The 22,079-nt window shown below is 41.4% G+C and carries 21 protein-coding genes, 1 pseudogene and 1 riboswitch; of the genes and pseudogenes, 11 read left to right on the forward strand and 11 right to left on the reverse strand.

Features of this window, described 5'->3' with window-relative positions; all coding sequences use genetic code 11:
- Positions 1-72: 72 nt before the first annotated feature.
- On the reverse strand, positions 73-1,287 hold the full coding sequence (locus tag B3J29_RS06970) for an alkane 1-monooxygenase (protein ID WP_004785523.1): 1,215 nt from the start codon (positions 1,285-1,287) through the stop codon (positions 73-75).
- Positions 1,288-1,475: 188 nt separating this feature from the next.
- Here B3J29_RS06970 and B3J29_RS06975 point away from each other — a divergent pair, with 188 nt between their 5' ends.
- A complete protein-coding gene (locus B3J29_RS06975) occupies positions 1,476-2,426 on the forward strand; it encodes an AraC family transcriptional regulator (RefSeq protein ID WP_004785522.1) in 951 nt (316 codons plus the stop codon).
- Here B3J29_RS06975 and lpxB read toward each other — a convergent pair.
- Complete coding sequence (gene lpxB / locus B3J29_RS06980; RefSeq protein WP_004785519.1) at positions 2,415-3,587, reverse strand: lipid-A-disaccharide synthase; 1,173 nt, start codon at positions 3,585-3,587, stop codon at positions 2,415-2,417. The two genes, B3J29_RS06975 and lpxB, sit on opposite strands and share 12 nt — an antisense overlap.
- A gap of 408 nt (positions 3,588-3,995) precedes the next feature.
- Between lpxB and B3J29_RS06985 the strand changes: the two genes are divergently transcribed.
- From B3J29_RS06985 to B3J29_RS06995, 3 genes are all read left to right on the forward strand, one after another.
- Positions 3,996-4,886, forward strand: a complete 891-nt coding sequence (locus B3J29_RS06985) for a sulfite exporter TauE/SafE family protein (protein ID WP_004785516.1) — start codon at positions 3,996-3,998, stop codon at positions 4,884-4,886.
- Positions 4,887-5,013: 127 nt separating this feature from the next.
- On the forward strand, positions 5,014-6,105 hold the full coding sequence (locus B3J29_RS06990) for a 3-deoxy-7-phosphoheptulonate synthase (RefSeq protein ID WP_152606034.1): 1,092 nt from the start codon (positions 5,014-5,016) through the stop codon (positions 6,103-6,105).
- 64 nt (positions 6,106-6,169) lie between these two features.
- Entirely contained in the window at positions 6,170-6,694 is a 525-nt protein-coding gene (locus tag B3J29_RS06995) for a protein tyrosine phosphatase family protein (RefSeq protein ID WP_004785512.1), read from the forward strand.
- 2 nt (positions 6,695-6,696) lie between these two features.
- On the opposite strand, the gene ispF is transcribed toward B3J29_RS06995, so the two are convergent.
- Complete coding sequence (gene ispF / locus B3J29_RS07000; protein WP_004785510.1) at positions 6,697-7,185, reverse strand: 2-C-methyl-D-erythritol 2,4-cyclodiphosphate synthase; 489 nt, start codon at positions 7,183-7,185, stop codon at positions 6,697-6,699.
- Between the two features lie 99 nt (positions 7,186-7,284).
- Between ispF and B3J29_RS07005 the strand changes: the two genes are divergently transcribed.
- A complete protein-coding gene (locus B3J29_RS07005) occupies positions 7,285-7,938 on the forward strand; it encodes an A1S_1983 family putative colistin resistance protein (RefSeq protein WP_004785509.1) in 654 nt (217 codons plus the stop codon).
- A 196-nt stretch (positions 7,939-8,134) separates the two neighbouring features.
- Here the strand turns inward: B3J29_RS07005 and B3J29_RS07010 are convergent, their stop codons facing one another.
- The 7 genes and pseudogenes from B3J29_RS07010 to B3J29_RS07040 all read right to left on the reverse strand — a co-directional run bounded on the left by B3J29_RS07010 (position 8,135) and on the right by B3J29_RS07040 (position 14,661).
- The gene (locus B3J29_RS07010; RefSeq protein WP_004785507.1) at positions 8,135-9,379 is read right to left on the reverse strand and encodes a D-amino acid dehydrogenase; all 1,245 of its coding nucleotides are present in this window, start codon (positions 9,377-9,379) and stop codon (positions 8,135-8,137) included.
- 134 nt (positions 9,380-9,513) lie between these two features.
- A riboswitch (glycine riboswitch) is annotated at positions 9,514-9,601 on the reverse strand.
- 292 nt (positions 9,602-9,893) lie between these two features.
- Positions 9,894-10,717 (reverse strand): annotated as a pseudogene (locus B3J29_RS07015) (AEC family transporter).
- A gap of 160 nt (positions 10,718-10,877) precedes the next feature.
- Positions 10,878-11,312: an Imm44 family immunity protein gene (locus B3J29_RS07020; RefSeq protein WP_004785504.1), complete on the reverse strand. Its 435-nt coding sequence runs from the start codon at positions 11,310-11,312 to the stop codon at positions 10,878-10,880.
- A gap of 52 nt (positions 11,313-11,364) precedes the next feature.
- On the reverse strand, positions 11,365-11,895 hold the full coding sequence (locus B3J29_RS07025; protein WP_004785502.1) for a GNAT family N-acetyltransferase: 531 nt from the start codon (positions 11,893-11,895) through the stop codon (positions 11,365-11,367).
- Between the two features lie 64 nt (positions 11,896-11,959).
- Positions 11,960-13,054 (reverse strand): chorismate synthase, encoded by a 1,095-nt coding sequence (gene aroC, locus B3J29_RS07030; RefSeq protein WP_004785500.1) that lies wholly within the window; start codon positions 13,052-13,054, stop codon positions 11,960-11,962.
- Positions 13,055-13,066: 12 nt separating this feature from the next.
- Entirely contained in the window at positions 13,067-14,077 is a 1,011-nt protein-coding gene (gene prmB / locus B3J29_RS07035; RefSeq protein WP_004785497.1) for a 50S ribosomal protein L3 N(5)-glutamine methyltransferase, read from the reverse strand.
- Between the two features lie 197 nt (positions 14,078-14,274).
- Positions 14,275-14,661: a hypothetical protein gene (locus B3J29_RS07040; RefSeq protein WP_004785495.1), complete on the reverse strand. Its 387-nt coding sequence runs from the start codon at positions 14,659-14,661 to the stop codon at positions 14,275-14,277.
- A 201-nt stretch (positions 14,662-14,862) separates the two neighbouring features.
- Here B3J29_RS07040 and B3J29_RS07045 point away from each other — a divergent pair, with 201 nt between their 5' ends.
- The 6 genes from B3J29_RS07045 (at position 14,863) to B3J29_RS07070 (ending at position 20,852) form a co-directional block, all read left to right on the forward strand.
- The gene (locus tag B3J29_RS07045; protein ID WP_004785493.1) at positions 14,863-15,171 is read left to right on the forward strand and encodes a hypothetical protein; all 309 of its coding nucleotides are present in this window, start codon (positions 14,863-14,865) and stop codon (positions 15,169-15,171) included.
- A 156-nt stretch (positions 15,172-15,327) separates the two neighbouring features.
- Entirely contained in the window at positions 15,328-16,701 is a 1,374-nt protein-coding gene (locus tag B3J29_RS07050) for an ABC1 kinase family protein (protein WP_004785492.1), read from the forward strand.
- A 251-nt stretch (positions 16,702-16,952) separates the two neighbouring features.
- Positions 16,953-18,239 carry an acyl-CoA dehydrogenase family protein gene (locus B3J29_RS07055; RefSeq protein WP_171064827.1) on the forward strand — a complete coding sequence of 429 codons (1,287 nt, stop codon included), beginning with the start codon at positions 16,953-16,955 and terminating at the stop codon, positions 18,237-18,239.
- A 23-nt stretch (positions 18,240-18,262) separates the two neighbouring features.
- Entirely contained in the window at positions 18,263-19,462 is a 1,200-nt protein-coding gene (locus B3J29_RS07060) for an acyl-CoA dehydrogenase family protein (RefSeq protein ID WP_004785486.1), read from the forward strand.
- Between the two features lie 106 nt (positions 19,463-19,568).
- Positions 19,569-20,057, forward strand: a complete 489-nt coding sequence (locus tag B3J29_RS07065) for a GNAT family N-acetyltransferase (protein ID WP_004785485.1) — start codon at positions 19,569-19,571, stop codon at positions 20,055-20,057.
- A 288-nt stretch (positions 20,058-20,345) separates the two neighbouring features.
- Positions 20,346-20,852 (forward strand): lytic transglycosylase domain-containing protein, encoded by a 507-nt coding sequence (locus B3J29_RS07070; RefSeq protein ID WP_224214000.1) that lies wholly within the window; start codon positions 20,346-20,348, stop codon positions 20,850-20,852.
- A 56-nt stretch (positions 20,853-20,908) separates the two neighbouring features.
- On the opposite strand, the gene B3J29_RS07075 is transcribed toward B3J29_RS07070, so the two are convergent.
- Complete coding sequence (locus B3J29_RS07075) at positions 20,909-21,871, reverse strand: IS30 family transposase (protein ID WP_004780562.1); 963 nt, start codon at positions 21,869-21,871, stop codon at positions 20,909-20,911.
- Positions 21,872-22,079 lie beyond the last annotated feature (208 nt).

A 22,079-nucleotide genomic window follows, 5' to 3' on the forward strand; every position in this document is an offset into this window, starting at 1 on the left:
AAGTAATAGTGCGTAAGTCCTAAATCAATAAAAATGCGCCATTTGAGGCGCATTTTTTATTTGTTTACATCATCAAGCCGCAGCGTCTTTTAGACCAAATTTCTTAAGCAGCTTGGCACGCTTCGAAGGCAGAATATTCGCTTTAGTCAGATCGCCTTGATAATGCTGATACACACGTTGATCCATCATTTTGTACCACAATGGTGGAATCAGTGCTGGAATCAGCATGGTAGCATAACCACTTGGTAATTCTGGCGCTTCATCAAAATGTCGCAATGCCTGAAATGGCCGGCTTGGATAGGCATGATGATCTGAATGGCGCTGTAACTGGTACAGGAACAGATTAGTCACGATATTGTTATTGTTCCAGCTATGTTCGGGCAAGGTTCGCTCATAGGTACCATCCGCTTTTTGCCCGCGTTTCAACCCATAATGCTCGATATAATTCACGATCTCAAACAGGCTGATGCCATAGAAGGCCTGGGTCAGCGTATAAGGAATAATTTTTTTGCCATACGTTTTCAGCATCAAGGCATGATAGCCCGCACTCATGGCCCAGCCATGAAACAGTTCATTCTCCTGACTAAAGAATTTTAAGCCTTTACGTTCCAAACGTCTTTTTTCTATCTGAATTGCTGATTTCAAGCCACCCAATACGGTACGTGGCCAGAAACGGTAGAAAGATTCACCCATTTTCGAAGATGCCGGGTCTTCTGGCGTCGCCACCCGTTTATGATGTCCATAAGGATGCTCAATCCGGAAATGGTTATAGGCCAGTGGCATCAGGCTGGCATGCGACCAGTAATGGTCTTTTTTCTGAGAACGATGGCTCAGCTCGTGCGCAGTATTCACGCCGATTCCATTGATCGCCCCCATAGATACGCCAAGTAGAACCTGATCGACCAGAGAAACATTTGGGCGGGATACTACATAGCCTGCAAAAGCATTGGCAGCCATTTGCAAAGGAATAAACATCTTCACAATCCGGTCATAATAAGGATCTCTGACCAATGCCTGAATCTGCTCATCATTTGGATTATTGGCATCATCACCAATTAAAGCATCCAGAGTCGGGATAATCACATGCAATAATAAAGGTCCACCCATCGCAAAGACTTTTTTAGTGGCTTTGGGACCAAAATGATAGCCAGCCAGAATTCCCATACCGATCACAGGCAAACTGGGACTGAGCAGCCAGCCAAAACGTTTTTTATCCAGTTGTAAACCTTTCAGCGCTGACACATCCTGCGTGAACTGAGCTTTGCTAATTTGTGCAGGGGCATTCATTACGACCCTCCTTTTTTATGTTACTCTGCACATATAGTTGAATATTTCAGCATTAGCAAACAGTATTGAACGTCCAGAAAAACTATGTCAGCGTCTTTGGCGCAATAGGCTAAATCTTGGCCTTAAATCACAATTCTGGACTATTTAAATTTAATTAAATGAATTAAAACAAAAGAATAGAGTCAGGCATGGATGCTTTAAGTAAAATTTTTGATGATATTCATCTGGAAAAATCAGAATATCTCTACCTCAATCTGTTCCATCCAGGCGGGTTTGATTATAAATATGAACCTTCCATGCTGGCTTATGTGTTATTGCAAGGTCAAGCGCAATTAATATTTAAAGATGGCGATCTGCTTGAGCTGCAACAAGGCGATCTGATGTTATTGCCTGCAGGTTCTGCCCATCGGATTTCTAGTCCCGGTAATGCGAATTTTTCTGAACATCATTCGATCAACTCTTATTTTCAGACTCATGCACAGCAATGTGTGGATCTCAATATCACCCATTCAGCAGAACGTAGTTTTATTTTGGCGATTCGTTCCAATCTGGATATCCAGATGGCGAAACCGCTATTGAGTGCTTTACCCAAATTTCTGCACATCCAGCATATTCTGGGAGATACAGCACCAGAATGGTTACAGGTCGGTTTGCAATTTCTGGCGCTAGAAACCCAACAACTTCGTCCTGGACGGGACAAGATTCTGGATCATCTGGTCAGTATTTTACTGATTGAATGCGTACGAGATTATATTTTGAATCTGGAAAATGCCTCAAGCTGGCTAAATGCCCTTTCGCATCCTGAACTATCCAATGCCTTGGCAGCGATTCATGGCAAACCAGAACAGCCTTGGACTGTAGAAAGTTTGGCTGAACAATGCCATATGTCGCGCTCCAAATTTGCCCAGCTGTTTACCCAGATTGTTCGTGAGCCGCCATTGGCTTATCTGCAACAGTATCGACTTCGACTGGCAGCACAATATCTCAGAAATAGCGGATTTAGCATTCAGCAGATCGCCTATTTGGTAGGCTATTCTTCGGAAACGGCGTTTAGTCAAAGCTTTAAAAAACAGTTTGAACAAACCCCGACCCAATATCGTGTTGCTTGTCAGAAAAGCAAGACGCCTTTATTGGACTAAGTCTAGTACCGCTTTGACAGGATCTTCACTATTGCCGGAAAGCAGCTGCTTGTGCATGGTGAGATGCTGCATCACCTGAATTTGAGCTGCTTCAATATCCATCAATTTTTCAATTTCAGCAGCTAGATTTTCAGGCGTTGCTTCAGACTGAATTAATTCCTGAATGACTTTTTTGCCCGCAATAATATTTGGCAATGAGAAATAAGGAATTTTGACTAGCAATTTGGCAATCTGGAAAGTCAGCCAGTGCAATTTATAAAAGGTCACCATCGGACGGTGCAATAACATGGCTTCCAGTGTCGCAGTGCCTGAAGCTAGCGCAATGATATTGGACGCATTCATGACTTGGCGGCCAATTTTTGACTCGCTACTGGTATTTTCCATCAGGCGGATATGCGCTTTTAAACTGTCCGGATATTGTGCCAGCAAGTTTTCAATCTGCTGTTTGCGCATCTCATTAATGGCGGGAATCAGAAACGTATAATCCGGGTATTTCTGATGTAGAATTTTGGCTGCATCCAGTACCAATGGTCCTAAACGTTCAATTTCCCCACGGCGGCTCCCCGGCAGCAGTGCAATATACTTTTGCGTAGAATCGAGACCCAGTTCTGCCTGCGCTTCAGCCAGATCATTGTTAAGGGGTAACTGGCTTGCCAATGGATGACCGACAAAAGCTGCCGGAACATCCCATTTCTTGAAAAATGCTTTTTCAAATGGAAATAGGCACAGCACCAGATCAATACTGGCCTTGATGCCATGTACCCGGCCCTGACGCCATGCCCAGACCGAAGGACTGACATATTGCACGGTCTTAATCGGTAACTGTTTTTGCTTCAGGGTTTTGGAAAGTCGCAAATTAAAATCAGGCGCATCAATACCGATAAACACATCGACTGGATCTTTCGTCCAGGTCTCGACCAGACCATCACGAACTGCAAACAGTTTTTTAATATCTTTCAGGACTTCAACAATGCCCATGACCGAGAGAATATCCATTGGATAGTAGCTCTTGAAGCCTTCCGCCAGCATTTGTGGCCCGCCGATCCCTTCAAATTCTGCATCAATACCCTGCTCTCGAAAACTACGGATGAACTTCGCACCAAGCGTATCTCCCGATACCTCTCCCACCACGATTCCGATTTTAAGTTTCCGATTCTGCAAGTGTATTCCCTCAAATGAGACAAATTAATTCCGTTCAGATTCTATCATAAAGCGTGATTTGAGCATGCCTAAGTGTTGAACTCACAAATCATGGCTATCTCAAATAATAAAATTACTGGGATCTGGACAATGCCCGCGCCTTAGCCCAGCTTAAAAATTAGAAGTGACCTAAACCGAATAATCTTTAAACAAATAAATCAAAAGGCATTTTGCAGAATCTTTATCAATTTTCAGGCTTAGCAATAGAAAGGTGTACTAGATGATTCAAATTAAAATATAAATTAGGATGAATTACTTTAAATTTTACAGTCTTTATCTCTTTTTAGAATAAGCAAATCAATAATCAAGACAACGACTTATATTTAAAAGTCATAAGATATGCTCGTTTTTTGATTTTGGCATATATGCATGTTTGGTCCGATTGAATTTATTTTAGCAGGTGTATTGGTTGGTTTCTGTGTCGGGATTACCGGTGTCGGTGGCGGTTCGTTGATGACCCCAATCCTGATTACACTGCTTCGGGTTGAACCGCATATCGCGATTGGTACAGACCTTCTTTATGCCGCAATTTCTAAATTTTGTGGTTCATTGGTTCATGCCAAAAAAATGAATATTGTCTGGCCTATTGTGATCTGGCTGGCCATCGGTAGTATCCCTGCCTCATTTGCGACCCATTGGGTACTAGAGAATTACCTCAGTCAATCGACACATTATAAAGCAACGCTGACCATGGTATTAGGCTTTATGCTGACCCTTACCGGGGCATCTATTATATTCCGCAATTCTATTGAAAAGTTTTTTAATAAATACCGCAAACAAGAACTGCCTGACATGACTCAGGATCTGGACAAAGTTGACTTTAAATCTGGTAATAAACGTGTCTTGATCGTGATCATGGGGATTGTACTGGGCGTATTTGTGACCCTATCATCTGTCGGTGCCGGTGCTTTCGGTATTATGGCCTTGATCCTCATGTTTCCGAATTTACCCATGATTCGCATCATCGGTTCGGATGTAGTACATGCTGTACTTCTAACTTTAGTCGCAGGTCTGGGCCATATGAGCGCAGGTAATGTAGACTTTACTTTATTAGGCTGGTTAATTTGCGGTTCTATTCCAGCAATTGTGATTGGTACACTGATCAGTTCACGTATGCCAGAGAAAATTATCCGTAAAATTCTTGGGATTACCCTGTTCTGTCTTGGCGTGAATTTCATTGTGAATCCAGTCAAGTCAAAACCGGCACAACCCGCCCAACCTGAATTGGTAACAGCAGCAGAAAAAGCTGCTGCTGTTTAAACTAAATCATGGATTCATCACTTTTTTTTCAAAGAAGTATTCATCTTTTTTATAACAAAGTGACGCATCATTCATGTTATATTCAGGCTATTAAACAACCTTTTGTATGATCAAACCAGTGACGGCAATGAATACACTACAGTCAAAACCTATTTCAGCATCAGATATTGATGACGTGAATATCCAAAGCATGATTCCTTTGGTAACACCTGCTCAGTTGAAAGCAGAGTTACCTTTGACTGAAACTGCTTATCAAACCGTACTGCATGGTCGTGAAACGATTCGTAATATCCTGGATGGCAAGGATAAGCGTATTTTTGTAGTGATTGGTCCATGTTCAATTCATGATCCAGCGGCTGCGCATGAATATGCTGAACGTTTAAAAGCTTTAAGCGAAAAAGTAAGAGATAGCCTGTATATCGTAATGCGTGTTTATTTTGAAAAACCGCGTACAACTGTAGGCTGGAAAGGTCTGATCAATGACCCTGATATGAATGACTCTTTCAATATTGAGAAAGGTCTGCGTATCGGTCGTAAACTGTTACTGGAGCTGAATGAACTTGGCCTGCCATGTGCGACAGAAGCACTGGATCCAAACTCTCCACAGTACTATCAAGATCTAATTTCATGGTCAGCGATCGGTGCACGTACTACTGAGAGCCAAACTCACCGTGAAATGTCTTCTGGCCTGTCTTCACCAGTCGGCTTCAAAAATGGCACAGACGGCGGCTTAACTGTTGCGACTAATGCAATGCAATCTGTTAAACATGGTCACAGCTTCCTGGGCCTTAATGATCAAGGTCAGGTTGCGGTGATTCGTACTTCTGGTAACCCATATGCACACGTGGTTCTACGTGGTGGTAATGGCAAACCTAACTACGATGCAGGTTCAGTTGCAGATGCTGAAGCAGCTCTTGCGAAAGCCAAAGTGAGCGGCAAGATCATGATTGATGCCAGCCACGCAAACTCGAATAAAGACCCGTACTTACAACCGCTTGTCTTAAAAAATATTACTGAACAAATTCTTGATGGAAACAAGTCAATTGTTGGTATTATGGTAGAAAGTCATCTGAAAGGTGGCCGTCAGGATATTCCTGCCAATCTTTGTGATCTGGAATATGGAAAATCAGTAACTGATGGCTGTATCGATTGGGAGACCACAGAAAAAGTGTTGCTTGACATGCATGAGGCATTGAAGGACGTTTTACCTAATCGTTAAACGAACTGACAAACGCCATCGACAAGATGGCGTTTTCATTTCTGAACAAGGAAAATTTTATCTGATGAATGAAATTGAAACTGCATTAAGTCAAATTGAAAATTTTCAGTTCATCCATGACCATCTGTTCAGCTCTGGTCAGCCGACAACTGAACAACTGAGGTTGATTAAAGAATACGGCGTCTCTACCGTAATCAATGTGGCATTAACAGATAGCGATCATCATCTGTTACATGAAGATAAAATTTGTCTTGATCTTGGCCTGAACTATATCCAGTTGCCCATCTCTTGGGAAACTCCCTCAGATAGTCAGTGCCTACTGGTATTGGATCTGATTGATTATCTGGTCAAAGAACAAATGGTCTGGGTACATTGTACGCAGAATTATCATGTCAGCTGCCTGATATATCTATACCGTCAATACTACATGAATATGGATATGCCGACTGCGCAGGAATATCTGCATCAGCTCTGGGAACCGAATGAAACTTGGACCGGTTTAATTCATGCGGTTGCCCTACAGCTGCAAGGCCGTAAAGCAACACATGAACTGGAATTATCCCTGATTCATCCCAATAACTTCGGTTGATGTTATTTGTAGTGGCTGATTAGAACAGTTGCCATAGACAGAATACCTTCCTGACGGCCAGTAAATCCTAATTTTTCAGTGGTTGTGGCTTTAATACTGATTTGAGTCATATCCACATCCAGTACATCGGCAATGCTCTGACGCATTTCCAGATTATGTTTAGCCAGCTTTGGACGTTCACAAGCTACAGTGATATCAGCGTTATTCAGGCGATAACCACGATCCAGAATTAGCTGATAGACATGCTTTAACAAGACCTTGCTGTCCGCACCCTTAAACTGCGGATCGGTATCCGGAAAATGTTGACCAATATCGCCCAGTGCTAAGGCACCTAATAAAGCATCACAAAGTGCATGTAAAACTACATCACCATCAGAGTGTGCTTTCAAGCCATGCGTATGTGGAATCTGAATACCTGCCAGAGTGACAAAATCACCTTCTTCAAATGCATGTACATCCAGTCCCTGACCAATACGAATTTGTGCAATCACTTTTATATCCTTTAGAAATAACTGATTGAAATCTTGTACACGACGTTTCTATTTCGCTATAGTTAGACCTAGCGTAACACAGTGAAAGTATAAGCGATCATGCTACTGAAAACTGATATAAATATGATGAAAATAATGGGACTTTTACTCGGGACAGGCCTTTTTGCTAGCAGCATTCATGCTGAATCGCTGGACTGTAGCAGTCATCATAACAATAACGCAGCCATGAAAAAGATCTGCTCAGCCTCTCTAGATGAACCGCGTGAAAAACTGGCTGATCAATATTTTACCGCTTTTCTGATTACAGATGCACCTGTTCGCTTGTTGCAAGATACCCAGCAACTATGGAGCACACGCTTACAGCAATGTAAAACGCTGGACTGCTTTAAACAGCAATTTGACCAGCGTCTGGATGACCTCAATATTTATATTTCTTTGAATCAGAGCCTGACTCAGCACTATCTGAAGTTTGAACAGGGCCAAATGGCCAAACAGCCGATTCATCTCAAGATTCATCAGCTGACGAAAGACCGCATCAAGATTGAAGGGGTCGCCTACCGTAATCCGAACAATCGTGCAGAAACCCAGACCATTCCTTTTCTGGCTTATACCACGACGGAAACTAAAAGCCAGATTATGGATAATGAGCATGACTGCAAATATACCTTTAACTATAGCAAAGCAATCTTGACGGTCAGTACTGAACAAAAAGGCTGCGAGCGCTTTAGTGGTATTTATCGTTTATATGATTAAACAGTCGACTTTTATTTTTATCTACCAATCTCCTAAATATATATTTAAAAATTTAAACTAGAAATTCCCTCTCCTTATTGGAGAAGTTTTTATAAAGATTCCCTTCACCCCAACCTTCTTCCCCAAGTAGAAGGAGCTTAATTGATAAACAATTATTTTTTGATCTTTTAAAATAGCCCGCAAGCGGGCTATTTACTTATGCCGGGTAATGCTGAGCTATTTCTTGGCTAATCATAGCTGCGGTTGCCGCTGATAATGTCCAGCCCAAGTGTCCATGACCGGTGTTATAAAAGACACGTTCCTGTCTACCACGGCGCACTACAGGCATCATATTCGGCATCATGGGACGCAGACCTGCCCACGGAACCACATGTTCAGTACACAGATCGAAATTGCGTTGTGTCCAGTCAATTAAAGGCTGAATCCGGTCTACGCGAATATCCCGATTATAGCCATTAAATTCCGCGGTTCCTGCAACACGTAAGCGGTCTTTACCTAAGCGTGACAAGACGATCTTGGCACTCTCATCGAGGAGACTGACCCAAGGAGCATTTTGCTGGCTTTGCTCTTCATTGAGCTGTACCGTAATTGAATAGCCTTTCACCGGGTAGACATTCACCCGCTCCCCCAACAGATCTGCCAACTGGTAACTGCTGACACCTGCACATACCACAATGGCATCTGCCTGAATCTCGAGCACATCTTCAGCATTGGCACGCACATTTTCAGGGCTTGGCCTGCATTTAACTATAATCTGCTGTGTCTGGTGATCGACTGCAAATACATCCTGACCAAATTCGAATTTCACCCCTTTTTTCATACAAGCATTTGCCAGTCCGGTACTGAATTTATGAATATCTCCAGTCGCATCACTTTGGCAATAAAACCCGGCGTAGTAATCTCCAGTTAATGCAGGTTCAATCTGCTTGATTTCTTCATTTGTAATTGCATTACGTTCTAGACCACCACTACATAGGAGATCATTGACCTTAATTGCGACATCATAATCAGCTTTATTATGGTAGAAATGTAGAATTCCGCGCTTTTCCAGATCAAAATCAATCTGCTCAATTTCGGCAATTTCAAACAGGCGTTTTCTGGCCAGTAGCGCGAGTCTTACCGTTTCCCGGGTATTGGCTTCATAATTTTTAATATGACCTAGAAATTCCATCAGCCAGCCATATTTATGCAGACTAAAAGAAGGATTAAGCAATAGTGGCGCGGTTTTCTGTGACATCCATTTGATGCCTTTCAATACAGTGGCTTTTTGATTCCAGACTTCTGCATTACAGGCAGAAAGTTGTCCGCCATTGGCAAAGGATGTTTCCATCGCGGGATAAAGATGACGGTCGACCACCGTGACCTGATAACCGAGTAAAGCGAGCTCATAAGCTGTTGTTACACCGGTAATGCCTGCCCCCACCACAATAACATGACGCATAGACACCTCTCCTTAATATGTGATGTCTTTCCCATCTGTCATGTGTACCTGAGAGCTTCGGTAACTGCATCATAACTGTATGCAGCAACCTTCCCCCTTCGGTGAGTGATTCAACACTTCTCTCCAGAGTTTAATATATTATTGCAGTCCTTTTGCCTGAGAGTTTCCTGGGACCTTGCTCCTTCGGCGAATGCAGTAGCATTTCTCTCCTGCAATAATATTTTTATTATCCTGAGCAATTTATATACCATCTTATCGGGGACTACAGTTTTTTATTTATGTTAATTCACGTGATTTAAGTGGTAACAACACTTTCAATAAATTTAGAAGAAATAACACTATCCATTTCAAATGAGTTTTAAGATTTTAATTTGGTTTTTTGCCTCATTTTTCTACGTCATGCTCCAATAAAAAGCATTTAAGAAAAGCAATAAAGTTAATATTTTCTTAGGCTATTTACGAGATTGGTTTACCAGAAAACTCTCAATATATGACTGGCTTTCAGAGCCTAAAATTAAATTAACCAGGAAAGAATTAACATGAGAGATCCTGCCGCGACTACCGTTTGCATACTGATAATACTAGCCATGAACTGGCTATCTCCCCCNNAAATAATTGGCAGACAAAGAAAGCAGCAAGTGGCATTCCTAATAAACGTCCAAAAGTCGCCAGGCCCAATGGGAAGATATCCCGCTGGAAGCCTTGGAATTTTAAAGCAGCCCCCACACACATCAAGCCAAGCGGCAAACTGCATAAGGCAATCTGTTTTAGGAATAATTCAAACCCGGCCCAGAGTGATAAGCCTGAAAGATTAAATAGGCCACCCACAAGAGAGCCTAAAATTAAAGGATTCTTTAACAGATCAACCAGAATTTTGAAGATCTGCATATCTGAACTACGAGTAAATGCAAGTACAGATAAAATATTGACCAGTGGAATACACAACACCATCACTACGGCGAAAATGGTCATGCCCTGCTGATGAAATAAGGCATTCACTGCTGCAAGTCCGATATAGGTGTTAAAGCGCAGAAGTGCCTGCACATAGACCCCAAAACGTGCATAGCCAATCTGATAAATCTTGCGCAGTACATATAGCGCAATACTGACCACCGCCATAAGGCTAAAGACCACCAGAATCACATCTTTAATGACTGCCATTTCAATCTTGGCTACGGCCAGATTTAAAAACAGCATAACTGGAAACAGGACAAAATAATTGAGTTTTTCTGCCCCACGCCAGAAACTATCTTCCAGCCATTTCCTTTGTTTTAATACATAGCCCAAAGTAATCAGGCCAATAAGCGGAAACAGTACAGTGAAGATAGTCTGAAACATTGAACAACTCATGATATGGGTTTTGCGGCAATCGCATCCAATTCAATTGCCTGTCAATGAGCAAGGATACAACAAGCGGCTCGTTTCAGGATAAAAATAGTGGAAAATTCAATGGATAATAAATAAAAAACACTCTGGCTGGCTTTAATTAAAATACGCTTTAAATCCAACTTTCATCTTTTGCAATATTTAGTGCATCATTTTTTAATCTTTCAAGCTCCTCATAAACCTTTACATCAAGCTTCGGACGGACTTTTTCAAACTTAACTTTTAACAAATCTAAGCTTCTTAAGAGCATCCTAAAAATGAGTCTCTCACGACCTAAATCATCTGTTGCCTTAAAAGTTGTTGGATCAATCCTTAAACGGAAATCCATATTTTTACGTTTAAATGAATAAAAAATACGTTCATCAAAACTATCATTTCCCATCATAATTTCAATGCACTTCCATTTATCTATCGGAATATCATACGACTTATTTTGTAGTTGAGCATTTAAGGCATTTTCTACTGCGTTACGTGCTTTATTTTCGAGATCAAGATGATCTTCTGTTAACACTTCCCTACTTAATTCAGCACTTAACCATACTTCCATTCATACATCCTGTCATTATTTTTATTAAATACACTTAGAATCAAAAATAGATTCAAATAACTTCATAAATCTTTTCGAGACTTTTTTCTAAAATCACCAGATTTAAATCTACTAAAGGCTGTCCAACATCTGCATCGAGTGGATAACTCTCTGTTTTGCCGGTTTGGTGATAACCACGACGCTCATAATACGCGATTAATTCAATGCGAACATTAAGAACAGTCATTCTAAGTTTTTTGAAAGGTATTTTTTCTCTAGAGTATTGCTCAGCGAAATCTAACAATATTCGACCATAACCTGAATTTTGCCGGACTGGGTCAATAGCAAAACTGCCGATTTCAAAACAATCTGGCAAGTGTGTCACATCAATGCAACCCACCAGTTGGTCATCATTTTCCAAAACATAAAGTTCAAAATCAGATCGTGTTAAAAGCTCACTTAACTGAGCCTCATTAATTCGATCACCTGAAACAATGCAATGTTCATGCGTCCAGCCCAAATTAGATCGATAAGCTGTATTGATCAACTTAACAATGCTTTGAATGTCCGTAGCTTGGGCTAAACGAATATTGTTATTTTTCATTTTATAAACATAAAAAAGCCAGACCGAAGCCTGACTTTAATTTCATTTGCTTCTATAAAGCAAATTATTTAGGTTCAATTGGCTCAAACGGCGCAACGACATCGGCATTTTGTGCACGATGACGCATGAAGTGATCCATCAAAACAATTGCTAGCATCGCTTCAGCAATTGGGGTTGCACGTACACCCACGCAAGGATCATGACGGCCTTTGGTCAGGACATCAGTATCTTCACGGTTAATGGTAATGGTTTTACCCGGAGTCGTGATGGAAGCCGTTGGTTTCAACGCAATCGAAACACGAATATCCTGACCGCTAGATATACCACCCAAGATACCGCCAGCATGGTTCGCCAGGAAGCCATCTGTTGTGAGTTCATCACGGGTTTCATGACCGAACTGCTCAGCCACACCAAAACCATCACCAATTTCCACGCCTTTCACGGCATTGATTGACATCATCGCATGGGCAATATCAGCATCTAAACGATCAAATACTGGTTCACCCCAACCGACTGGTACTTTAGAAGCAATAATTTCTAAACGTGCGCCACAGCTTGTGCCCTGTTCACGTAATGAAGTCACGAGTGCTTCAAAACGTGGAACGGCATCAACATCACCACAGAAGAATGGGTTATTTGGCACTTCATTCCAGTCCAGTTTTTCTGCTTTTTCAGTACCGATTTGGGTCACATGACCACGGATTTCAATACCGAATTTTTCAAACAGGAATTTCTTGGCAATCGCACCTGCTGCTACACGCATCGCAGTTTCACGCGCACTTGAACGGCCACCACCGCGATAGTCGCGGAAACCATACTTCTGAGTATAGGTATAGTCTGCATGGCCTGGGCGGAAAGTTTGCGCGATATTGCCATAATCTTTCGATTTTTGATCCGTATTGCGGATTAAAAGACCGATTGAAGTTCCGGTGGTTTTACCCTCAAACACACCGGAAATAATTTCAACTTCATCTGGCTCTTTACGCTGTGTTGCAAATTTTGAAGTACCTGGCTTACGACGGTCCAAATCCTTTTGCAAATCAGCTTCAGACAGTTCAATCCCTGGTGGAACCCCATCAATAATGGCCATTAAGCCAACACCATGAGATTCACCACAAGTCGTTACACGGAAGAGTTGCCCTATACTATTACCTGCCATGTCAACGACTCCTTATGAATTAACAGATTGAATGAATAAATCGCGATATTGACGGCATTGGGCTGCAGTCAGTGCAAAGATACCTGAACCACCACGTTGGAACTGCAACCAGTGGAAATCAACGGTATTGAAGTTTTGCTTCATTGCCCATTCAGAGTTACCCACTTCAATCACGATCAGACCATCTTCAGTCAGATAATCAGCTGCTTGAGCCAGCATCTTACGAACTAGATCCAGACCGTCTTGACCAGCAGCCAATGCCAGCTCTGGCTCATGATGGAATTCATCAGGAAGATCAGCCATATCCTCTGCATCGACATATGGAGGATTAGATACGATTAGATCATATTGGTTTTCAGCTGGAATTTTAGCGAACAAATCAGATTCAAGTAAGGCCACTTGGTACTGTTTACTGTGATGTTCACAGTTAATCTGCGCCACTTCCAAGGCATCTTTAGAAATATCAGTTGCATCCACTTCTGAATCCGGGAAAGCATAGGCCAATGCAATCGCGATACAGCCAGAACCGGTACACATATCCAGAATGCGTTGTGGAGTTTTTGGATTCGGGTTTTCTGGCAAGTTATTTACTGCTGCGCGCATTTCACCATTTTCAGTCAGGCAATAAGGAGCAAAGCGGTTTTCAATCAGCTCAACGATTGGCGAACGTGGAATTAATACACGTTCATCGACATAGAATGGCTTGCCGAAGAAATAGGCCAGATTTAATAAATAAGAGGTTGGAACACGTTCATTAATGCGGCGTTCCAGCAAGCTTAAGAACTCAGCGACTTCACTCGGCAATAATTTAGAGTCCAGAATTTCAGGATCTGCATTCCAGTCCAGTGACAAGGTTTGTAGAACCAGCGCTGAACTTTCAGCAAAATAATCTTCTGTACCTTGACCTAAGTGCGCATCGTATTGACGTAATGCTGTAACCCCAAAACGAATAAAATCACGAATGGTAGTTAAATTTTCAGCGGCTTCCTGCAAATGTTCAGGGCTAATAGTCGGTCGATCCACTTAAGGCGTCTCCAAGGTCATTTTTTAGAACGCCTTATGATACCTTGTTTTGAGGTCTTTTATAATGCCAAAACCATGAAAAACCCGAATTCTCCATGGTTTATCAATGACAGATCTTCTGGATTTCAGACAGATTAGAATCCTGCTTTTTAAGGTTTATCACTATTTCCGGAAGGATTTATTAACTTAAAACCAGTTTAAGCACCGGCACGATAAGAACGCGATTGATACAAATTCGCCTGATCTTTTACCATCTCCAGCGCACATTGACCCTGTTTAATCTGGGCATATTGTGTATTCATAGTCAGCTTGCATTGCTGTGATAGTTTACGTTGCCACACTGTATGCTGCTCACCAATATTATTACGATAGCCAGCATTTAATTTCAGATAAGTTTTATAGTTTTTCTTCAGACGTTTGTTCTGTGCTTTTAATTCTTTTTTCACACATTTTTGTAGTTTAGCTGTATTGCCATAACTAAAGTTCATGCACTGGGTATATTCCTGAGAATAACCTGTAGCCGCCTGAACCTGTAATGCCATTGTCCCCAAACAACCTGCCATTAATAAACATGCAAAACACATAATATCTCCTTCACCAAAACCGGCTTGTTTCCAATCAATATTGAATAATGAATCTTGTTTATATTATTGCCTGATACTAACTTGATCCTCGATAAAATCCTATATTTTTCTCGCTTAAAAAGATGTCACAGTTCTTTGGTTGAAACTTGATTTTATGGCCGCATATAATTCGGCAATGATGTCCAAACGAGCCCAGATCTTATGAGCTATAAGCACAACAATCTTATGGCCATGCGCCAGAACTACTGGAATGACCAGTTATCCAGTCAGGTGCAGCAGGAAAAGGTATTTTTACAGACCACATTAATGCAGCAAGGCGTATTTAGTAGCGCGACACTGGAAGATGCCAAATACCTGTTTTTCAGCTTGCCAAGCATCATTATTGTGAAGGGTTATGCGCTGGGTTTTATGCATGAAACAGTCCAGAACCTAATTCATCAACATATTCAAACAAATAAACAACAGTTACAACAACGATCTGAATTAAAAATTCAATTTCAAATGTCATAATATTCACCCTACACTGGTCAAAACGGCAAGCGATATGCTCTTGCCGAGATTTTCACCGTGAATTCAGCGGCTTAAACTTTTTTAATACGTGCAGACACGGTAATATCCACTACAATGATTTATTCCGCTTTATGCTGATAAAAGGATTGAGTTTACATGTCAGATCAGAACGATAAGCTTAAACAATTGAAAACTTCCTCAATGGATCGACGCTTATCGATCGCAAAGGCATCTTTGCTGGCAGGTACGCGCTGGGCAGCATCCAGTGCGGGTTCTATGTTCTCGAGCGAAGAAGAAAAAGAAAGAAGACGCAAAAAAGCCATGAAAGAACAGGCCGATTATCTGGTTGCAGAAATTGGCAAGCTTAAAGGTTCAATTGTCAAAATTGGCCAGATGATGGCACTGTATGGCGAGCATTTTCTGCCAGAAGAAGTTACTCAAGCCTTAAATACTTTAAATAATAAAACAGTCGCTTTGGCTTGGCCGGCGATCAAAGCTCAATTACAGCAGCAATTAGGTTCCAAGCTAGATGGTCTGACAGTTGATCATGAGCCCTTGGGCACTGCCTCTTTGGCTCAGGTGCATCGTGCGGTGCGTAAGTCAGACGGTATGGAGCTGGTGCTTAAAATCCAGTACCCGGGTGTAGCTGAAGCTATTGATTCTGATATGAGCCTGTTTAAGAACATGCTCAAATTGACCCGTATGGTGCCGCAAACCCGTGAATTTGATCAATGGTTTGATGAAGTTCGCGAGATGATGCATCGTGAGGTCAATTACAAAATTGAGGCGGATACCACTCGCCGCTTCTGTAAGCGTCTTCAAAATGATCCACGATATATCGTACCGACCATTATCGATAACTATTGTACTGACCGTGTCTTGTGTATGACCTTTGAACGTGGTGTACCCATCAATAGTCCAGTGATGCTGTCTCTACCACAGGAACGTCGTAATAAACTGGGTGAAGCTTCCCTTGAAATCGCTGTACGTGAGATTTTTGAATGGGGCGAGATGCAGACTGACCCGAATTTCGGTAACTATCTGGTACGTCTAGGTGATGGCGAAAATATCCAGGACAAAATTGTACTTCTTGACTTCGGTGCAATCCGTCAGTTTGACCAGCATCTACTCAATGTAGCGCGTAACCTGATCCAGGCCGGTTATCATCATGATTCAGACATGATGGTAAAAGCCATGACCGGTTATGAATTCTTTGATTCTATTCCGCCTAGCATCAAACCGGATATGGCGAAAGTCTTCCTGTTAGCCACAGAAGCCTTCAGCTCGCCAATGAACAATAAAGACTTGCCTCCAGGTGTGATGGATGAACATGACCGCTATAACTGGAAAAAAAGCCAGCTTCATAGCCGTGTGATGCAGCAGGCTTCTAAATCCATGGCTTCACGTTATTTCAGTGTACCGCCTAAAGAATTTATGTTTATCAGCCGTAAGTTCATTGGCGCTTATACCTTCATGACGGTGATTGATGCGAAAACTAATGTACGCGCGATGATTAAACGTCATCTCTAATAGACTAAGTTATTATTAGCCTTATATAAGACCCGGATGATTTTGTCATTCGGGTCAATTTTTGACAAAAACCAAATTTCTCTTATTTCATTTTTCTATTTATTTTCAATATCTTAAATTTTAAATCCTCTATTTATTTTAATGATAAATTGACAATGATTCATGTCATTGATGACATGGTTTTTTCTAGAACTGCATGTCAACATCAGGCAAATAAGATAGCACCCCGTAGGATAATTAGAATGAACAATATGGTGAACAAAGCACAAGGATTTGGCTTGTCCATCCTGACCAAAGTGGCTGGAAGTGATTTACTCGACCAATTAAAGCTGCGTAAATTTTTAGAAAAATCTCTTTATCAAAGCTCTAAAGCAGGTTTTAAAACATTCAGCCAAACTCAGAAAATCCTGAAATCTGGTCAGAAAATTCAAAGACAACGTTTACCACATCAGTCCAAATCCCTGTTTGATCTGAATCTGACTGAAGAACAGCAAATGACCTGCGAGGCAATGCAACAGTTTGCCAGCGAAGTCCTTTATCCTTTGGCACACGATGCAGATCATCATGAAATCTTCCCAGAGGAACTCTGGCAATATTCAACTGATCTGGGTCTTAATTTTTATGCGCTGCCTGAAGCTCTAGGTGGCGTTGCTGCAGAACAGAATATCGTCAGCAATGTCCTGATGGCTCAACAGTTGGCTCAAGGTGATTTCAGTCTGACCGCTGGACTGCTTTCTACTTTTAGTGTGATTAATGCGATTACCCGTTGGGGTTCAGAACAGGTTCAGACTGAGTATTTGACTGCATTCGCTGATGATCCTCATCTTAAAGCTACCTTCGCAGTACAGGAAGTAACAGTTGCCTTTAATCCTTATCAGTTAAAAACTAAAGCAACGTCGAATGGAGATAACTATTTAATTAATGGTGAAAAAACCTTGGTGATGCTCGGAGAAACTGCTGATATCTATCTGGTCAGTGCAGATCTGAATGGCAAAACCGAAGTATTTATTGTGCAACGCAATAATACTATTACTGCACAAAAATCTCCGGCTATGGGCCTGAAAGCCACTCAAACCATGAATCTAAAATTTAATAACACACTGGCACAACGCCTGGGAGATGACGATTTTGATTGCACCGCTTTTATTGATCTGGGTAACTTGATGTGGTGTGCCATGGCGGTCGGTACCTGTGAAGCGGTTAAAAAATACTGTGTGCAATATGCCAATGAACGCACAGCCTTTGGTGAACCAATTTCCCATCGGCAAAGTGTAGCTTTTATGATTGCAGATATGGCGATTGAAATTGATGCCATGCAAATGCTAATCCTGAATGCCGCCAGTCTGGCAGAATCCGGGCAGGATTTTCATCGAGAAGCTTATCTGGCCCGTCTGCTCTGTGCAGAAAAATCCATGAAAATTGGCACAGATGGCGTGCAGATTCTTGGAGGACATGGCTTCACCAAGGAACATCCGGTAGAACGCTGGTATCGGGACTTAAGAGCAACAGCAATCGTACATTCTGGCCTTCATGCCTGAGCAAAGAATAAGGAAAAAAATAGATGAACTTGCAAAATCCTAAAAAATTCAAATTGCTGATTGATCAAGCACATGAAGTTGCTCTAAATGTACTCCGCCCTATTTCACGCAAATATGACAAAGCTGAACATGCTTATCCGAAAGAGTTAAATATGCTCGCTTCTGTCGTCGACGGTATGAACCAAGGCAGCGAAGGCATGAATGCGGGAGCTGCGGTCAATAAACGCGGTGATAACGATGAAAGTAATAAAAATGGCGTCAATATGTCCACTGCACTTAGTATTGTCGAAATGTGTTATGGCGATACCGGACTACTTTTATCCATGCCGCGTCAAGGTCTAGGAAATTCAGCCATTGCTGCTGTTGCTAATGATGAACAGTTACAACGCTTTCATGGCATCTGGGCAGCGATGGCAATCACTGAACCAGGCTGTGGTTCCGATTCAGCTGCCATTCGTACTACTGCCATTAAAGAGGGTGATGACTATATCCTCAATGGTGAAAAAATCTTTGTCACCTCTGGCGAACGTGCAGATGCGGTTGTCGTCTGGGCGACTTTAGATAAAAAACTTGGCCGTGCTGCAATCAAATCCTTTGTCGTACCCCAAGGTACGCCTGGCATGAAAATCGAGCGTCTGGAACATAAGCTAGGCATTAAAGCCTCGGATACGGCTGCAATTAGTTTTATCGATTGTCGTATACCTGCTGCTAATTTGCTTGGACATGCAGAAATTGATGTGGCTAAAGGTTTTGCTGGGGTCATGGAAACTTTTGATAATACCCGTCCACTCGTTGCAGCGATGGCAATTGGTTGTTCTAAAGCTTCCTTAGAAAGAATCAAGGAAATTTTTAAGGATCAGCTAGACCCTGAGTACAATACGCCTTTTTTACATACATCGAATATTGCAGCGCAGATTTATCGTATAGAAGCCGAATGGGAAGCCGCCCGTTTATTAATGCTGAAAGCTGCGTGGATGGCGGATAATCGTAAGCCTAATTCCCGTGAAGCTTCTATTGCTAAAGCCAAGGCGGGTCGTATTGCGAATGAAATTACTTTGAAGTGCGTCGAATTAGCAGCATCTATAGGCTATAACGAAGCAGAACTTTTAGAAAAATGGGCACGTGATTCCAAGATTCTGGATATTTTCGAAGGAACTCAACAGATTCAGCAACTCATTATTGCTCGACGTGAACTAGGTAAATCTTCAAGTGAATTAAAATAATCAAAAACTAGAAATACTGCTTTATTAAAGAACAAATCATCAAAAAGGATGGATTTTTTATGGTTTTCGGACTATAAAATTTCCATCCTTTTTCATGTCATGACCTATGTATTCTATTCGTCCTATACAACCTCAAGATAATGTTCAAATTGCCAAAATTATTCGTGAAGTTTCCGTAGAATTCGGACTTGCAGCAGAGTCCGGTTTTGCTGTCGGTGATTCAATCCTGGATAACCTGTATGAAGTATATCAGCAGCCAAAAGCGGCTTATTGGGTCATTGTCGATGAGCAGGATCAAGTCTTTGGCGGTGGAGGTATTGCGCCATTACAGGGTGATCAGAGTATTCTAGAAATACAGAAAATGTATTTCTTACCTATTATTCGTCGTTATGGATTTGCAAAACAGATTTTAAATCTGGCTTTTGACTTCGCTCATGAGCAGAGCTTTAAACGAATCTATCTTGAAACTACTGCAAGTCTTTGGCAGGCAGTAAAGCTTTACGAAAAATTAAGTTTTGAACATCTCGATCATCCCGAAGGCAATACGGGTCATAGTGCAGCTTGTGAAATCTGGATGCTAAAAACTTTAGACTAAGCTATCTTGTGCATCCAAATATATAATACACTTTAAAGAAGAGCCAGAGATACAAATTCAGCTGCTAACTAGCTTTTCTTTAAGCAATTCTTCATAAAAAATTCATTATTCAACAAAATCTAAGTTGTCTTTGTAAACAAATCATCTAATTTCTTGACGATTTTCATACATCTTCCTAAGATCGACCTAATTTTAAAAATACAGGGAAGCTGAAAGTTGTTGGGCAAATTTTCTAGCAAAAACTATTCATTATTAAAGGTCTTAAATCCTACTACCTTAAAAATTGGGATGCTTGGCTTTAGTACAATATTAATAAGTGCTTGCTCCTCACTAGGAGGTAACTCCTTAGAAAAACGCTCTGCTAAACTGTCTCAAGGAATTCAGACTGCATATGCTGTGCCTGCGACAACTGCTACTCGCGTTTCACCTTTAATTATTCAGAATGCAGAAAGACATAGTCTAGATCCCTTGCTAGTAGCAGCCGTGATTCGACAGGAATCTACCTATCGCAGTCAGGTCGCTTCACCTGCAGGTGCAGTGGGTCTTATGCAAATTGTTCCGCGTTATTGGAGATCTACCTGTGGACCTGATTTATTTAATGAAGCAGTCAATATTGGATGTGGGAGTTATATTCTGTCACGTTATCAGGAATCTAGCGGCAGCCTAGAAAAAGCGCTGGGCTATTATAATGTAGGCCCTACTGCCTATGAGAAAGATCGAAAAATGCGTAAACAAGGCAAAAAATATGCAAAAGAAGTTTTAACGCACCAGAAGCAACTTAAAAAATCGATGTAATTAGAATGTACTAATAATTAAGTAAATGCATTCCAGAAATATTAATACAGGCGGATTCAAGCAGCAAGTGCAACAGTATAAAAACCAGCCATAACTTCACTAGGCGTATACCAGCCTAGTGTTTTTCTAGGGCGATGATTGAGAGCAAATTCTATCTGCTCTATTTGTTCATTTGACACTTCATCAAACGAAGATGATTTTGGCAGATATTGCCTGATCAGACCATTGGTATTTTCATTTCTGGCTCGTTGAATCGACTTGTATGGATCTGCAAAGTACGTCTCTATCCCTGCTTCCGTTATCCGCCGGTGCTCGGAGAACTCCTTACCATTATCAAAGGTTACACTGTAGGCATGACTGCTGCGCAAACATGCTAAAGCACACGAGATCGTTTTAGTTGTGGTTCTAGTTTGTCCCAAATGAACGATATGTACATACAAGCTTTTGCGCTCAACCAGAGTTAATAATGCCCCCTTGTGATTCTTGCCTATCACGGTATCACCTTCAAAATCACCTAGGCGTTGACGTTTCTCGATGACCTCATCGCGACAGTGAATACTTGTTCTATCAACGAGTTGGCCTCTACGGTCTGTATTTTTATAGCCTCGTTTACGATATTTCTTTTGATGTCTTAAATGAATGTGGAGCTTACCGCCTTTAGATTTATCTAGATAGACGTACTGATAAATCCATTCATGTGAAGGCACATCAAGCCAACCTCGTTGTGTTAAAGCACCTGAAATTTGCTCAGGAGACCAATCTAAGCCAATCAGATAACGAATATAAACGAGAGCAAAATCCGTCATTTGTGAAGAGGATCGATATCGTCTTTGACTTGAAAATTTCTCTGCCTGTTGAGCTCGATATCCACGTTTTCCAGTATTTCTTTTGATCTCACGATAAAGGGTTGATCGAGAACGTCCAAGCTCCCTGGCAAGGGTAGAGATTGAAGATTTGCTTTTCAAAGCAGCATAAATTTCGTATCTTTCATCTTGAGAAAGTTGGGTGTATTGCTTCATTGGGTGCTTTCCAATTGCGAGTTGAAAAAAGTCTAATGATTTTAATACACCTAACTTTTTCAACTAACTACAAATATGTCGCACTTGGTATTTGAATCTGCGACATAAATAAAACGGCTTAAATTGAATTTAAGCCTTTTTATTTTGTTCTATTAAACCCCACGCATAAAAAAAGCCCCCTGCGATAGCAGAGGGCTTTTGGAATAAT

The sequence above is a fragment of the Acinetobacter sp. UBA5984 genome (assembly GCF_002429925.1).
GTDB classification, from domain to species: Bacteria; Pseudomonadota; Gammaproteobacteria; order Pseudomonadales; family Moraxellaceae; genus Acinetobacter; species Acinetobacter variabilis.

Excerpts from the sequence above, each read along its gene's own strand:
- B3J29_RS07005 (WP_004785509.1), top strand. The coding sequence starts at position 7,285 with ATGCTACTGAAAACTGATATAAATATGATGAAAATAATGGGACTTTTA.
- aroC (WP_004785500.1), bottom strand. The coding sequence starts at position 13,054 with ATGGCAGGTAATAGTATAGGGCAACTCTTCCGTGTAACGACTTGTGGT.
- B3J29_RS06970 (WP_004785523.1), bottom strand. The coding sequence starts at position 1,287 with ATGAATGCCCCTGCACAAATTAGCAAAGCTCAGTTCACGCAGGATGTG.
- B3J29_RS07070 (WP_224214000.1), top strand. The coding sequence starts at position 20,346 with ATGCTTGGCTTTAGTACAATATTAATAAGTGCTTGCTCCTCACTAGGA.
- B3J29_RS07025 (WP_004785502.1), bottom strand. The coding sequence starts at position 11,895 with ATGAAAAATAACAATATTCGTTTAGCCCAAGCTACGGACATTCAAAGC.
- B3J29_RS07020 (WP_004785504.1), bottom strand. The coding sequence starts at position 11,312 with ATGGAAGTATGGTTAAGTGCTGAATTAAGTAGGGAAGTGTTAACAGAA.
- B3J29_RS07075 (WP_004780562.1), bottom strand. The coding sequence starts at position 21,871 with ATGAAGCAATACACCCAACTTTCTCAAGATGAAAGATACGAAATTTAT.
- B3J29_RS07050 (WP_004785492.1), top strand. The coding sequence starts at position 15,328 with ATGTCAGATCAGAACGATAAGCTTAAACAATTGAAAACTTCCTCAATG.
- B3J29_RS07055 (WP_171064827.1), top strand. The coding sequence starts at position 16,953 with ATGGTGAACAAAGCACAAGGATTTGGCTTGTCCATCCTGACCAAAGTG.
- B3J29_RS06995 (WP_004785512.1), top strand. The coding sequence starts at position 6,170 with ATGAATGAAATTGAAACTGCATTAAGTCAAATTGAAAATTTTCAGTTC.
- B3J29_RS06975 (WP_004785522.1), top strand. The coding sequence starts at position 1,476 with ATGGATGCTTTAAGTAAAATTTTTGATGATATTCATCTGGAAAAATCA.
- B3J29_RS07065 (WP_004785485.1), top strand. The coding sequence starts at position 19,569 with ATGTATTCTATTCGTCCTATACAACCTCAAGATAATGTTCAAATTGCC.
- B3J29_RS06990 (WP_152606034.1), top strand. The coding sequence starts at position 5,014 with ATGAATACACTACAGTCAAAACCTATTTCAGCATCAGATATTGATGAC.
- B3J29_RS06985 (WP_004785516.1), top strand. The coding sequence starts at position 3,996 with ATGTTTGGTCCGATTGAATTTATTTTAGCAGGTGTATTGGTTGGTTTC.
- B3J29_RS07040 (WP_004785495.1), bottom strand. The coding sequence starts at position 14,661 with ATGTGTTTTGCATGTTTATTAATGGCAGGTTGTTTGGGGACAATGGCA.
- B3J29_RS07060 (WP_004785486.1), top strand. The coding sequence starts at position 18,263 with ATGAACTTGCAAAATCCTAAAAAATTCAAATTGCTGATTGATCAAGCA.
- B3J29_RS07045 (WP_004785493.1), top strand. The coding sequence starts at position 14,863 with ATGAGCTATAAGCACAACAATCTTATGGCCATGCGCCAGAACTACTGG.
- B3J29_RS07010 (WP_004785507.1), bottom strand. The coding sequence starts at position 9,379 with ATGCGTCATGTTATTGTGGTGGGGGCAGGCATTACCGGTGTAACAACA.